Annotated in this window: 11 protein-coding genes and 1 rRNA gene; 6 read left to right on the forward strand and 6 right to left on the reverse strand. The window is 44.7% G+C overall.

Annotated features, from left to right (window positions below; translation table 11 throughout):
* Nucleotides 1–128 precede the first annotated feature (128 nt).
* Both rrf and ACEN82_RS26980 read left to right on the forward strand, forming a co-directional pair.
* A 5S ribosomal RNA gene (gene rrf / locus ACEN82_RS26975) occupies nt 129–240 on the forward strand.
* A 537-nt stretch (nt 241–777) separates the two neighbouring features.
* Nucleotides 778–3,195: a glycoside hydrolase family 31 protein gene (locus tag ACEN82_RS26980; RefSeq protein WP_413322212.1), complete on the forward strand. Its 2,418-nt coding sequence runs from the start codon at nt 778–780 to the stop codon at nt 3,193–3,195.
* 366 nt (nt 3,196–3,561) lie between these two features.
* On the opposite strand, the gene ACEN82_RS26985 is transcribed toward ACEN82_RS26980, so the two are convergent.
* The 4 genes from ACEN82_RS26985 to ACEN82_RS27000 all read right to left on the reverse strand — a co-directional run bounded on the left by ACEN82_RS26985 (nt 3,562) and on the right by ACEN82_RS27000 (nt 8,686).
* A complete protein-coding gene (locus ACEN82_RS26985) occupies nt 3,562–4,332 on the reverse strand; it encodes a TerC family protein (RefSeq protein ID WP_413322213.1) in 771 nt (256 codons plus the stop codon).
* An 84-nt stretch (nt 4,333–4,416) separates the two neighbouring features.
* A complete protein-coding gene (gene glmS / locus ACEN82_RS26990) occupies nt 4,417–6,252 on the reverse strand; it encodes a glutamine--fructose-6-phosphate transaminase (isomerizing) (RefSeq protein ID WP_413322214.1) in 1,836 nt (611 codons plus the stop codon).
* Between the two features lie 190 nt (nt 6,253–6,442).
* Nucleotides 6,443–7,795 carry a DUF4270 domain-containing protein gene (locus ACEN82_RS26995; RefSeq protein WP_413322215.1) on the reverse strand — a complete coding sequence of 451 codons (1,353 nt, stop codon included), beginning with the start codon at nt 7,793–7,795 and terminating at the stop codon, nt 6,443–6,445.
* Between the two features lie 66 nt (nt 7,796–7,861).
* Complete coding sequence (locus ACEN82_RS27000; RefSeq protein WP_091175730.1) at nt 7,862–8,686, reverse strand: glycogen/starch synthase; 825 nt, start codon at nt 8,684–8,686, stop codon at nt 7,862–7,864.
* 153 nt (nt 8,687–8,839) lie between these two features.
* Between ACEN82_RS27000 and panC the strand changes: the two genes are divergently transcribed.
* Nucleotides 8,840–9,670, forward strand: a complete 831-nt coding sequence (panC, locus tag ACEN82_RS27005; protein WP_495644052.1) for a pantoate--beta-alanine ligase — start codon at nt 8,840–8,842, stop codon at nt 9,668–9,670.
* 128 nt (nt 9,671–9,798) lie between these two features.
* Nucleotides 9,799–10,149, forward strand: a complete 351-nt coding sequence (panD, locus tag ACEN82_RS27010) for an aspartate 1-decarboxylase (RefSeq protein WP_413322217.1) — start codon at nt 9,799–9,801, stop codon at nt 10,147–10,149.
* A gap of 21 nt (nt 10,150–10,170) precedes the next feature.
* Here panD and ACEN82_RS27015 read toward each other — a convergent pair whose 3' ends face one another.
* Entirely contained in the window at nt 10,171–10,698 is a 528-nt protein-coding gene (locus tag ACEN82_RS27015) for a hypothetical protein (protein ID WP_413322218.1), read from the reverse strand.
* 329 nt (nt 10,699–11,027) lie between these two features.
* On the opposite strand from ACEN82_RS27015, the gene carB reads away from it, so the two are divergent.
* Both carB and ACEN82_RS27025 read left to right on the forward strand, forming a co-directional pair.
* The gene (gene carB / locus ACEN82_RS27020; RefSeq protein WP_413322219.1) at nt 11,028–13,844 is read left to right on the forward strand and encodes a carbamoyl-phosphate synthase large subunit; all 2,817 of its coding nucleotides are present in this window, start codon (nt 11,028–11,030) and stop codon (nt 13,842–13,844) included.
* A 99-nt stretch (nt 13,845–13,943) separates the two neighbouring features.
* Nucleotides 13,944–14,591 (forward strand): hypothetical protein, encoded by a 648-nt coding sequence (locus tag ACEN82_RS27025; RefSeq protein ID WP_413322220.1) that lies wholly within the window; start codon nt 13,944–13,946, stop codon nt 14,589–14,591.
* 23 nt (nt 14,592–14,614) lie between these two features.
* Here the strand turns inward: ACEN82_RS27025 and ACEN82_RS27030 are convergent, their stop codons facing one another.
* Nucleotides 14,615–15,079: a DUF4920 domain-containing protein gene (locus tag ACEN82_RS27030; protein WP_413322221.1), complete on the reverse strand. Its 465-nt coding sequence runs from the start codon at nt 15,077–15,079 to the stop codon at nt 14,615–14,617.
* Nucleotides 15,080–15,145: the final 66 nt, after the last annotated feature.

Genomic DNA, 15,145 nt, shown 5'->3' on the forward strand with positions numbered 1-15,145 from the left:
AAAAGCTGTTGTTTTCTCTTAAATTCAAGTACTTCTTTCAATAATTGTCTTAGATATGAGACAACAGATATGAGACATGAGATAAAAATCTCAATACTCAAGTCTAACATCTCAAATCTATAAAATATTCAGGTGCCTATATCGGCGGTGTCTACCTCTTCCCATTCCGAACAGAGAAGTCAAGCCCGCCAGAGCCGATGGTACTGCGGTAAAACGTGGGAGAGTAGGTCGGTGCCACCCTTTATCACTTGCAATAGTGCAATAATCGCAAAAGCCTTAGCTAATACCTAAGGCTTTTTTGCGTTTAATGACCTTTTTCATAAGCCTTGTCTGTCCCGTCACTCTATTATTCATATAGTAGTCTGGCCGCAAACGCCACCCGGTAAAAAGCCACTGTTCCATTTTTAAATGGTGCACACTTGTTAAATTCCACGTAATGATATCATTGATAGTCAGACATTTATAAAATTGCAAAACCTTCTTACAGTCGGAATGAACAACTGTTATCGATAATCAGTAACTTACAAAATCACGTCTCCATTAGTAGAATACCCTGTTTTAAACATTTTAACACTGACCATATAGTATCACCATTTTGCAAAAAAATGCGTGGTAAATTGTATCACTTTTAAGATGTATTCAATATCCGGGGCTTATAGTAGCTAACTAATAATTCGACATAAAAAAATTCCTCCAATTAAAAAAAAGTACGCTATATTCACGGTGTCAAATTAAGTGTTAATCTCACACTCAGTATAAACCAAATCAGTGATAGTCATGATGTTTAAACAGGTATCTCATAAAGGCGCAAAAGTTGGGCAATCGATTGCGTGGTTCATTTTTCTTTTGGCTGGCTTGTCCGCCTTGCCGGCTATGGCAGTTATTAAATCTTTCAAAAAGGCGGCTGATGGCGTTACTTTCACGCTCGACAAAGGTTTGATGAAAGTGCTTATCCGCAGGGACGATATCGTTGAAGTAAAATATACCATCTTTGATGCTTTTGAGACCAAGCCATCATTGGTTGTGAGTAATAAATGGGTTCAGCATTCAGCGTACCAGGTTACTGATGGGAAAACCGAGGTGGTTATTACTACGGCAAAGCTGAAAGTAAAGATCAATAAGGCTACCAATGCCATCACCTATACCGATTTGAAGGGTAACGTGATCACTGCCGAGGACAGCGACAATAAATCCATTACTCCGGCAACCATCGCGGGGATCAGCACTTATAACGTTACTACACAGTTTGCATCGCCGAAGGATGAGGCCTTGTTTGGTTTAGGCTGCCATCCCTTAGATTCTATGTCGATCAATTACAAAGGCCGTAACCAGGACCTGGCTATTAAATATCTTACAGGTGCTATCCCGGTGCTGTTATCAACAAAAGGCTATGGCTTAATGTGGGATAACTATTCGGCCAGTAATTTTTATGGTGCCGAAGCGGACAACACTAAATTTAAATATGTATCCGAAAGCGGTAAGCAGGTTGATTATTTCTTTTTTTACGGGCCGGGCTTTGACCATATCATCGATCTTTATCGAACCGCCACCGGTAAAGCGCCGATGTTTGGTAAATGGGCTTATGGCTTGTTTCAATCGCAGGACAGGTACCTGAGCGAGGACGAAATCCTTACCGTAAAGGATAATTACCGCAATAACCATATCCCGGTTGATGTGATTGTGCAGGATTGGTACTACTGGGACCCATTGCCGATAGGTTCACATGTAATGAAACCGGAACGTTACCCGCATCCGCAAAAATTGGTTGATGCTTTACACGCAGCCAATATCCACGCCATGATCTCCATCTGGCCGGTGTTTGGCAAAGGCACTCCTAACTATGACGCGCTGAACAAAATGGGAGGTTTAACTGATATCACCTGGGATAACGTGGTTACCCATACTTTTGATACTTATTACGATGCCCATAACCCTAAAGCCCGTGAACTTTACTGGGACCAGGCCCGCGACAGCCTCATTAAGCGCTACGGCTGGGATGCCTGGTGGATTGATCAGTGCGAGCCGGATAATGGCGCGTTGCTTGACGCCCGCCGTCAAAGTAATTTTGCTATAGGCAAGGGCATTGATTATTTTAACACTTATTCCCTACAACACACCAAAGGCGTATACGAAGGTTGGCGAAGGGATATTCCGGGTAAACGTGCTTTCTTTTTGGTAAGGCAGTCTTTTGCCGGCGAGCAGCGCAACGCCTCTACATTATGGTCGAGCGATATTGAATGTACTTTTCATGATTTTAAAGACCAGGTACCACAAGGTATTAATGCCTGTACCTCTGGCATCCCTTACTGGACGTCAGACATCGGCGGTTATCACTATCACTGGAAACCTGCCGATTGGTCGCAGCCGGATAAGCGCGAGTTATTTACCCGCTGGTTCCAGTTCGGTACGTTTTGCCCTATTTTCCGCATCCACGGTAAAGGTGAGCGAGCCATCTTTAGCAAAAACTGGGACGAAAATACAAGGTCGATCCTGCTTAACTTTGATAAGCTCCGTTACCGTTTGATGCCATACATTTATTCACTGGCAGGCCGTGTAACTAATGATAATTATACCATTATGCGTTCGCTGGCGTTTGATTACCGCGGCGACAGCAAGGTTTACGGCATTCCTGATCAGTATATGTTCGGGCCGGCCTTTATGGTTAACCCGGTAACCGAACAACTATATACTTCAAGTGATGCAGATAAAAAAGCCAAGGCGCGCCAGGTTTACCTGCCTGCCGCCAGCAAATGGTATAACTTCTGGACCGGCGAACTGCTTGACGGCGGCCAAACCATCAGCGCTGCGGCACCTATCGAGATTTTGCCGTTATATGTAAAAGCAGGTTCAATTATACCAATGGGCCCGGATGTTGAATACGCAACCGAAAAACCAAACAGCAATATTGAGCTTCGCATCTATCCCGGCGCTGATGCTTCATTTAAGTTTTACGAAGATGAAAACGATAACTACAATTACGAGAAAGGACAATCAGCTACATTTAACCTGAACTGGAATGATAAAACCCGTAAGCTTACCATATCAGATACCAAGGGGCATTTCCCCGGCCAGCTGAAAAGCCGCACGTTTAATATTGTGATGGTTAAAGGTGCTCATGGCTCGGATGTAGCTTTAACAGCCAAGGCTGATAAGGTTGTTAAATATACAGGTAAAGCGATGGTAGTGGCGCTATAGTGCGTCATTTGAGTCATTAGGCCATTGGCTTAATTTATTGGCCAAAATTTATAAAACGTCGTTGCCGTAAGTAATTATCAAGGGAACCTGGAAAAAATGCGTGAGGCCGCGTTAGTGATAGGAGCGGATACCGGCCAATGAGCATAAGGCCTGCAGGCGTATCAGCGGATAGCACGGGCCGCAGGCAACGCCCATATTTAAACGGATCAAAAGAATATACTTAATAACTTGCAATAAGTCATCATAAGATACGAAACAATCCCCGGTTAGCAGGTCTACCCTGTACAGCTTGGGATTGTTTCGTAATGACGTTCTTCTTTATAGCTTACGTTAATTACAAAAAACGTATACAAGTGCTATTGATTCTCACACTTTCTTCACCACTTTCTTTCCCTTATTCGCTTTCATTTTCAAATTCAGCATCTCTACCAAAACAGAGAATGCCATGGCAAAATAGATATACCCTTTAGGGATATGCTGTTCAAAAGCTTCTGCCAGGAGCGAAACGCCGATCAGCAGCAGGAATGATAGCGCCAGCATTTTTACGGTTGGGTGCTTGTTTACAAACGATGCTACCCCGTTTGATGCCCACATCATAATACCTACGGCTATAACGACGGCTAAGATCATGATTTCTACATGGCTGGCCATCCCTACCGCGGTGATCACCGAATCGAGCGAGAATACGATATCCAATAACATGATCTGCAATATCGTACCCCAAAACGAATGTTTATTTACATTGCCTTCTGTCTCTTCTTCACCTTCAATTTTATGATGGATCTCGGCAGTACTTTTATAGATCAGGAACAGGCCGCCAATGATGAGGATCAGGTCGCGGCCGGAAATAGCCAGTTTTTCAACCCAATCCGGGCTGGTAATACTCAAAACCGAACTCAGGTTAAACAGGGGGGCCGTAAGCGTCATTACCCAGCTAATAGATAATAACAGCAGGATGCGGGTGATCATGGCCATGCCCAAACCAATCCGCCTGCCCTTGCTTTGCTGGGCGGCAGGCAATTTATCAGACAGGATGGAAATAAATATCACGTTATCGATCCCTAAAACGATCTCCAAAAGCGTAAGTGTGATCAGGGAGATCCAGGACTCGGCCTGGGTAAACATTTCAAAACTCATAGGTAGCAGGTATTTGTTTCTTCCCAAAAATAACAAAACCCCTGCCGTTACTGGCAGGGGCTGGTAAAAATCTGATTTTATTCCTTATTCAACGGTAACCGACTTGGCCAGGTTACGGGGCTGATCAACGTTACAGCCGCGCATTACAGCTATGTGATAAGCCAGTAACTGCAGCGGGATGGTTGCCACCAGCGGCACAAACGCCTCATTGGTTTGCGGGATCTCTATCACATAATCGGCCATGCCTTTTACTTCGGTATCTCCTTCGGATACAATAGCAATTACGTGGCCTTTGCGGGCTTTTACTTCCTGTATGTTGCTGATCACCTTTTCGTACGATGAATGTTTGGTGGCAATGAACACGACCGGCATCTCGTCGTCAATTAAGGCGATAGGGCCATGTTTCATCTCGGCAGCGGGATAACCTTCGGCATGGATGTAGGAGATCTCCTTGAGCTTTAAAGCGCCTTCCAGGGCTACAGGGAATGAACTGCCCCTGCCCAGGAACAGGCAATTGGTCGAATCTTTAAACCGGGCTGCAATTTGCCGGATATGTTCGTTTAATTTCAGGGCCTCCTGTACCAGGTTAGGGATTTCGTTTAAGCCGGTTAAATATTCAACCATTTTGCTTTGAGTGATTTTACCCCGCTGCTGGGCTATATAAAAAGCTATTAGTGTTAACACGCTTACCTGGGCGGTGAAGGCTTTAGTGGATGCTACGCCAATTTCGGGCCCGGCATGGGTATAAACGCCCGCATGCGTTAAACGCGGAATAGATGCGCCAACCACATTACAAATGCCGAAAATGGTAGCGCCTTTTTCCTTAGCCAGTTCAATGGCGGCCATGGTATCTGCTGTCTCTCCCGATTGGGAAATGGCTATCACCAGGTCTTTTTCAGTAATGATTGGGTTGCGGTACCTGAACTCGGAGGCATATTCAACTTCTACCGGCACACGCGCGTATTCTTCAATCAAATATTCGCCTACCAACCCGGCATGCCAGGAGGTGCCGCAGGCCACGATAATGATCCTGTCAACATTTTTAAGCTTCTCGGTGTATTCCTTAATGCCGCCCAGCTGAACTTTGCCCTGCTGAGGGTAAATACGGCCGCGCAGGCAGTCGCGGATGGAACGGGGCTGCTCATAGATCTCTTTCATCATGAAATGATCGTAGCCGCCTTTCTCCAGCATTTCCAGCTTTAAGTCCAGTTCCTGGATATAGGGGGTTTGTACCGAATTGTCTATGTTTTTTACCAGCAGGTTTTCACGGTGTACATAGGCAATTTCGTTATCATTCAGGTAGATCACATTTTTAGTGTACTCCACAATAGGTGTAGCGTCCGAAGCTATGAAATATTCGCCTTTGCCTACGCCAATTACCATGGGGCTGCCTTTACGGGCTGCAATAAGCAGATCGGGCTCATCCGCACTCATGATAACGATGGCATATGCGCCAATTACTTTGTTTAAAGCCACGCGCACGGCGTCTTTCAAATCAAGGCCGGTTGCCTTTTGGATATCCTCAATCAGGTGTATTAAAACCTCGGTATCCGTATCGCTTTTAAAAACATGGCCTTTTGCAGCAAGGGTTTCCTTGATCACGCCATAGTTTTCAATAATACCGTTGTGGATAATAGTAAGCCTCCTGTCGCCCGATGAATGGGGGTGCGAGTTACGGTCGCTCGGTTCGCCGTGGGTGGCCCAGCGGGTATGGCCCATTCCTATTGTCCCCTTCAGGTCAATTCCCTTCACAAAATTTTCAAGGTCCTCAACCTTGCCGGCCTTTTTATAAACTTTAAGGTCATGATCAAGCAGGGCAACACCGGCACTGTCATAGCCCCGGTATTCGAGCCTGTGAAGCCCTTTTATAACGATAGGGTAAGCATCCCTGAATCCTATATAACCAACAATTCCGCACATAAAATAATCAAGTATAAATGTTAAACGCCGCAAAATAAACAGCTATATAACACATATCTGCAATAATTATTTTGATTTTTTTCGAAAATGAGGAAGTTTTGAAATACTTAAAAAAGTATTTTAAGAAGTGTGTTTGTCTTAAACAAAAAAATCCCCTAAGCGGGGATTCTTTTGTTTATTGAGAGATATCTTACTTGCGGACTTTGGTGTAAATGATGTTCATGCGGATGCTGTAACCCGGGGTTGACTTATCGCTCCCCACTATTACCGTACGGGCTGCCGTTTGTGTTGACGGTGCCACGTCAATACCAGTTGTGGTGTTAATAAGTGTAGTATCAACCGGGGCAATGTAGGTACCGTAATCAACTGTTTTTTTACGGATCAGGTCCTGAACAAAAGCCGTAACCAGGAAGTGGTATTCTTTTTTGGTACGGTCATACCTGCCGCCAAATAAACTTGTTTGCGAACGCGGGTCACTTGCGGTGGCGTCTTGTATTAATGTTCTTTGTTTGGCAATATCCAGCCTGTACATCGTTAGCTTGGGCAAAGGTGCATAAGGTACACCTGAACCGGCACGTGGTGTTATCACAATTTCGGCACGGTTTAATACTACCGATGAGTCAACAAGCTTGTCAAGACCAGGGAAACTGAGCTTAGCCCTTAAGCCTGCAAGCCCCTGGAGGTAAACCGTATTTTGCGATGTTGTTGTATTATTCAGGGCTGCCTGGATAGTAGTACTATAAGTATGCGTAATTTCGGCAGCACGGTTAAAGAACGGCAGGGTTACGGATGCCGTATCAATGGTACTGGATGTTGTACTGGTGGAGGCGGTAACAACCTTATAAAAAACATCAATTTGCGATGAGGCCAGATTGAGCTGGATAATACCGCCGGCATCGCTGGCCTGTGCCTTGTCTAATGAAAGGTAAAGGCCTTTTATAGTACTTTGAAAAGTTGTTGGTGATGCAAGTACAGCACCGCTTGCATTAAACAGGTTGTTATAGATAAAAGCTTTACTAAGCGGTACACGTAACTGAGGTGCTACGCGCTGAACGGTATCTAATGTGTCGGTACGGATGCGGGCTATGGTGATACTATCATGCGTACGGGCTGTGAAGGTCTTAGACCCAAGCAAAGTGCCCAGATCGGCATCCCAGTGGTTATTGCTGTAATAAGTTTTGCTTTCTACCTTTTGTTGAAGCTGATACACGTTTATTTTATAGCGTGAAGCCAGCGAATCGCCATAAAAGCCGTCAGAGTATCTAAGCACAAGTACAGCCGAGTCAATTGTCAGGGTGCCAGCAGGAACAGTGTAAGCGGCGCCGTTAGGCAGGTTAACACCTAAAGCAACAATGCTTTTTGTTGTGCCGAATACCGGGTCGGTAAAGTTGGCAAGCGGTGTCCGGTTTTGACCCGAGGTAGCCGCGGTATCTTCAACAACAGTGTTAATAACAATGTTGGTATCAACTATCAGGTTGCCATTGATCTCGTTTTGATCATTGACGCCCAAACCAATACCATCCTGGCGTTTACAACTGTTCAAAATAAAAAGACTTATTAACAGGGTCAATAAGTCTAATCGGAAAAATTTCATATATAATATTAAGTCTTATGCAACATCCACCAATTCGTCGTTGGTAATTTCGTCGTAAAAATTGTAATAATTTTCGAAATCTGCGGTAGAATCAAATTCTAAAACCGATTTATTGCTGTTTTTAACATTATTTAACACATCTGCATCAATATCAGGGCTGCCCAAAACAATACCATCTGAGTAGTGGATTGCACCGGCATACAGCGCCGAATTGGTACCGCCTTTGTAAGGCTCCACATGTTGCTCGTTCATATTGCTCATGATGGCTTTGGTAGCAAAGTCATTGTGCAATTGCTCTTTAAAATCATTTTCATAAATAGAGTAAATGATTTTTGAGTGCTTAAATGTAGGATCGTCTTTGTAGGTTGTTTTCAGATAAGCAGGCACAAGCGCGCTCATCCAGCCATGACAATGGATCACATCCGGTGCCCAGCCTAATTTTTTAACAGTTTCTAATGCACCTTTGCAAAAGAAAATCATACGCTCGTCATTGTCGGCGTAAAATTTACCTTCCTTGTCTGCAAACACATGCTTACGCTGAAAATATTCTTCATTATCCAGAAAATACACCTGCATACGCGCCGCCGGGATAGATGCTACTTTGATGATCAGCGGGTTATCATTATCGTCGATAATAATATTCATACCCGACAACCTGATCACTTCATGAAGCCTGTTCCTGCGCTCATTGATATTGCCGAAACGCGGCATAAGGATACGGATCTCGTAACCTTTCTCCTGCATGGCCTGCGGAAGTTGGCGTGTTATTTCAGCAATTTTTGTGAGTTCAAGGAAAGGGGACATTTCATGAGTTATAAACAAAAGCTTAGATTTACCCATCACTAAATCAGTATTTAAAATGTAAAGAAGTCAAAAAATTTGAGTTTGCAAATATAACTAATATTATATAAACTGCCAACGAATTATGCAAGTAACTTTTGGTTATTTTTAAGCAATTGTACACCTTTGCCAAATTTTGTAACACCTATTACGTTGAAAATATTCAGCACTAAAAATGAAATAACCGATTATTTTAACCGTAAGCCGGTAAAAGTAATTGGCTTTGTACCAACCATGGGCGCATTGCATAAAGGGCACCTGGGTTTAATTGAACTGGCAAAGCAGCAAAGCACCCAGGTTGTTTGCAGTATTTTTGTAAACCCTACACAGTTTAACGATCCTAAGGACCTTGAAAAATACCCCCGCCCTATAACAGATGATATCCGCCGCCTGGAAGAAGTTAACTGCGATATTTTGTTTAATCCGCAGGTTACCGAGATGTATGCTGATAATGAAAAATGGCATTTTGACATGGGCGATCTGGAATACCTGCTGGAAGGAAAATTCAGGCCCGGACATTACCAGGGAGTTACTCAGGTAGTGAATAAGCTGTTCAATATTGTGAAGCCCGATATCGCTTTTTTTGGGCAGAAGGATTATCAGCAGTTTATGGTGATCAGTAAAATGGTTGAGGTGTTGGAGATGCCCGTTAAGCTGGTGATGTGCCCGATTGAGCGTGAGCCCGACGGCCTGGCCATGAGCTCAAGGAACATCCACCTTACCCCGTATGACAGGGAACACTCGCTCATTCTTTCCAAAGCCCTTAACCGGGTTAAGGACAACTTCGATATCAACAAAATTGACACCCTGCAGCAGCAGGCAGCTCAAATGATCAGCAGCGAACCCGGCGTTGAGCTGGAGTATTTTGAGATAGCCGATGGCAAAACACTGCATCATGCCGCCCCTGCATCCGAAACTATTGTTGCCCTTGTTGCAGCACGCGTAGGTAAAACAAGATTGATTGATAATGTGTTGATTTCTTAGTCGATAGCCCATAGTCGATAGTCCATGGATGCTTTGGTAGACTGGTTATCCGGCCGATGGAAAATCTTTTACAATCTATGGACTATCGACTATGGACTATCGACTAAATTTATTCCTAACTTTGCGCCATGATAATTGAAATATTAAAGTCCAAAATTCACCGGGTTAAGGTAACGCAGGCGGAGTTGAATTATGTGGGCAGTATCACTATTGATGAAGACCTGATTGAGGCTGCAAATATCATCCCCAACGAAAAGGTTCAGATAGTGAACAATAATAACGGCGCCCGCTTTGAAACCTATGTTATCAAAGGCGAACGCGGAACAGGCACCGTATGCCTTAACGGCGCTACTGCCCGCCTGGCACAGGTTGGCGATATCGTGATCATTATGTCATACGCCTACATGGAGGTTGAAGAAGCCCGGAATTATGAGCCAATTTTGATATTCCCCGATTCAGATAATAAATTGATCAGGTAAATTTTTTGTAAGATCCCCGGTTTAATTGGCCGGGTACGATCCAATTCCCAACGATACTTTCAGGCTGGCATCAGTTGCCGCAGCTTTACGCAGGCGATAAACCATCCGGATGCGTACGCTTGGCTGCCGCACCAGTTCGTCTAAAAAGTGTGAGTTGTCAATGTCAAGTACTATGCTGTTGCCGGCGTTGGGTTGGATATCTTTACGTATGGCCACCATCACCTCTTCGCTGCCATCGTTTTTAGCCATGTATACCCTTAATGACGCTATATTGCCAATGTTATAATCTGATGGGTCGCTCGACTGCAGTTTGGCTGATATGATGCGTACCTCGCTTATCCTGCTGGCATTGTTGCCATCTTTAGTAAAATCCTGGTCAAAGCTGTTACCCGTGCTTATTGCGGTTTCAGGTTCATCAACTTTGGCCGATGCCGGAATAACCATAGTGGCGGTATACGGGAATGTTGATTTAACAACTGATTGCAGCATAGCACAGCTGCCCCAAAATAAAATAGCCGCAAGCAACGGAAAAACAGGCTTCTTTATCATAGTCCTTAAAATATAAAGTATTGCGCCCTGGCGCAATTACAGGTTCAATTGGAAATTACAGGCCGGGCTGTAAGTAAATATAGTGAGATTTTACGGAAATAGTAAGCCTATTGTTTTAAGAAAATGTGCCCCTAAACTTAAAAAATGCCGGGTGTTATTGCGACAATATTAAATATGAAAAAAAACATGAATGGTGTTTGTTAAAACTCTATCTTTGCACCCCGACGCTGAAGTCGGGATTTCTTGGCTTTCAGCGCATAGGAAAAACCGTTTAAAGGCCTAAATGCCTTTGACTTTTGACTTAGAACTTTTGACTTAAAAAAAGCCCTATGCCCAAAGACACCTCCATCAAATCCGTTCTGATCATTGGCTCCGGCCCAATCATTATCGGCCAGGCTTGCGAATTTGATTATTCCGGCTCACAAGCCGCTCTCTCGTTAAAAGAAGAAGGCATCTCCGTTTCTATTATTAACAGCAATCCGGCAACTATCATGACGGATAAAGTTATCAGCGATCATGTTTACCTTCTGCCGCTCACCTGCGAAAGCATTGAGAAAATTTTAACCGAACAGCAGATAGACGCTGTGCTGCCTACCATGGGCGGTCAAACCGCGTTGAACCTTTGTATCGAAGCGTCTGAACGCGGCATATGGGAAAAATATGGCGTTAAAGTTATCGGTGTAGATATTGCCGCCATTGAAAAAACCGAAAACCGCGAGGCTTTCCGCCAGCTGATGGTTGACATCGGCGTAGGGGTGGCCAAATCAAAGATCGCCAACTCTTTCCTTGAAGGTAAAGAAGGCGCGCAGGAAATTGGCTTCCCGCTGGTTATTCGCCCAAGCTATACACTGGGTGGTAAAGGCGCGGGTTTCGTTCACAAAAAAGAAGATTTCGACGCTGCCCTTAACCGTGGCTTACAGGCTTCACCAACCCACGAGGTATTGGTTGAACAGGCAGTATTAGGCTGGAAAGAGTACGAATTGGAATTGCTGCGCGATAGCAACGACAACGTGATCATTATCTGCTCTATCGAGAACTTTGATCCGATGGGTATCCACACCGGCGACTCGATCACTGTAGCCCCTGCCATGACCCTGAGCGATCGTTGCTACCAGGAAATGCGTAACCAGGCTATCAAGATGATGCGCGCCATCGGCAACTTTGCCGGCGGTTGTAACGTTCAGTTCTCGGTAAACCCTGCTGATGAAGCGATCATCGCTATCGAGATCAATCCTCGTGTATCACGCTCATCAGCGCTTGCTTCAAAAGCTACCGGTTACCCAATCGCTAAAATTGCTGCCAAGCTGGCGATAGGTTACAACCTTGATGAAATTGAAAACCAGATCACCAAAACAACCTCGGCTTATTTTGAGCCTACTTTGGATTATGTGATCGTTAAAATACCTCGCTGGAACTTCGATAAGTTCAAAGGCGCTAACAGAGAACTTGGCCTGCAGATGAAATCGGTAGGTGAGGTGATGGGCATTGGCCGCAGCTTTACAGAAGCCTTGCAGAAAGCCTGCCAAAGCCTGGAGATCGGTCGTGCCGGTTTAGGCGCCGACGGTCGTCAGAGCCGCAACCTCGAAGAGATCATGGCCAGTCTTGAGCATCCAAGCTGGGACAGGTTATTCCACATCTATGATGCCCTGAGCCTTGGTGTGCCAATCGAGTCGGTACGTAAAGTAACCAAGATCGACCGCTGGTTCCTGAACCAGATCCAGGAGCTGGTTAACCTTGAAACAGAGCTTCGCCGTTATTCATTGAACAACGTTCCCGAAGAATTCCTGTACACCCTGAAACAAAAAGGTTTCTCTGACGTGCAGATAGCCCACATTTTAGGCAACGTTACCGAGGAAGATGTGTACCAGCGCCGTAAGGCTTTAGGCATGCACCGCGTTTACAAAATGGTGGATACCTGCGCTGCCGAGTTCCCTGCTAAAACTCCATACTACTATTCAAGCTATGAAGGCGAAAACGAGTCGGTAGCATCTGACAGGAAAAAGATCATCGTATTAGGCTCGGGCCCTAACCGTATTGGCCAGGGTATCGAGTTCGACTACAGTTGTGTGCACGGCTTGCTTGCAGCCAAGGAAGCAGGTTTTGAAGCCATCATGGTTAACTGTAACCCTGAAACTGTATCAACCGACTTTAACATGGCCGATAAGCTGTACTTTGAGCCTGTTTACTGGGAGCATGTACGCGAAATCATCGAGCTTGAAAAACCTTATGGGGTAATTGTTCAGCTGGGTGGCCAAACAGCCCTTAAAATGGCCGAGAAAATGCACGAGCACGGTATCCGAATCATTGGCACATCATTCAATGACATGGACATCGCGGAAGACCGCGGCCGTTTCTCCGACCTGCTGAAAGACCTTGACATTCCATATCCAAAATACGGTGTAGCTGAGAGCGCTGAAGAAGCACTTGAAGTTGCTCACAAAGTTGGTTATCCGGTGTTGGTAAGGCCAAGCTACGTATTAGGTGGCCAGGGCATGAGCATCGTGATCAATGACGAAGACCTGGAGAAAGCCGTGGTAAGCTTACTGCGCAACCTGCCTGGCAACCGTGTACTGATCGACCACTTTCTTGACCGTGCCGCTGAGGCTGAGTCTGATTCGATCAGCGATGGTGAGGATGTACATATTGTAGGGATCATGGAACACATTGAGCCTGCAGGCATCCACTCGGGCGATTCATTCGCTGTATTGCCTCCGTTCGATCTGTCGGACAATGTAATCCACCAGATAGAAGAATATACTAAAAAAATAGCAAAAGCGCTTAACGTACGCGGTTTGCTGAACATACAATTCGCGGTTAAGGATGATAAGGTGTATGTGATCGAGGCAAACCCGCGTGCTTCACGTACGGTGCCTTTCATCGCCAAAGCTTACGATGTGCCATACATCAACATAGCCACAAAGGTTATGCTTGAAGCCAATAAGCTGAGCGACTTTACCATCGAACGCAAGCTTTGGGGTTATGCCATCAAAGAACCGGTATTCTCATTTGATAAGTTCCCTGAAGTTACCAAGGAGCTTGGCCCTGAAATGAAATCGACAGGTGAGGCTATCCGCTTTATCCCTAACCTGCAGGATCCATACTTCAGGCACTTGTACAAAGAGAAATCAATGTATTTGAGTAAATAATTAAAACATTAAATTGCAGCCTTTGTAGTTTAATTGCTAATAACGTGAACCTGCAGCCCTAATTGCAGGTTCACTATTGTTGTATTTAGTTGCTATAGATTGAAAGTTAATACGGCTAATGGTCAGGAAATCAACCTGAAGAGTGTTGATCCTGAAGATATGGATGATGTTTTAGTGAAAATTGAAAAATCATTTAACATCAGTTTAAACGATACATCGGTAAACGATGTGCAAAACTTTGGTAAACTTTGCGACGTTGTTGTTGAAAAGGTAAAAAAAACAAATGATGGCTGTACCACACAGCAGGCGTTTTACAAACTCCGTAATGCCATCAATACATCATCGGGGTATGATAAAGATATCATAAAGCCCCAAACCAAACTCGCTGATCTTTTTCCGCGCGATAGCCGTATTGAGGCTGTGGCCGCTATTGAAGAAGAGATGGGTTTCCAGATCCGGTTGCTTCAGCCCAAGCAATGGATAGTTAACCTGTTTTCCATGATATTGGTGGTTAGCTTTGTTCTGGCCTTTTATTACCTGGCCATAGGTATTGCCGGTATGGTAATAGCCGGGATGGGTTTAAAACTCGCGGGACGTTTTGGCAAAGAGATGCATGTAAAAACCATCGGCGACCTGGCCGAAAAAATTGCCCGGGAGCATTATCTAAAATGCCGTCGCGATGCATCTACCATAAACAAAAACGAGGTTTCTGAAAAATTAAGGCAGCTCATTGTAACAAACGGGTAGGTGTTTATCCGGCTTGAATAGCTTTATTTATCTACCATTAATCCTTTTACTTCAAAGCTAACCTTTCGGCCGGGGTTGGTATTTATCTTATGCTGGTTTTTGCCGCTAACCGTATCGCCGGCCATGTGCTGCAGGTCATCGGCAATAAATTGTTTGGCCGCTATTCCTGAAATGATTACCGTACGGCCCGCCAATTGTCGGGGGAGGTTTATCCCTGCATTGGTGAAATGGGCCGTTATAACCCGGTTGTTACCCGCATCCATTTCAAACCAGCCGCCTTTTTCTTTGGTTACTTTAATAACCCTGCCGCTAACGGCCGTAGTGATCCGTGTTTTTTTACCCATAAAAGCTTCCAGTTTGGAGGCGGGCATTAAAGCTATCGTGTCGGGCTTTTCGCCAAATATCATTCCGTGGGGCAGTGGTACATGTTTTTGCGCAATAGCTGTATTGGCTATCAAAATGGATATGAACAGCGTTATGAGTTTCATAGTAAATTAATAACAGGTATACACCAAAAATGTTGCCGGATTTTGATGATTTTGCCCCCGTGTGGA

This window comes from Mucilaginibacter sp. Mucisp73 (assembly GCF_059491465.1).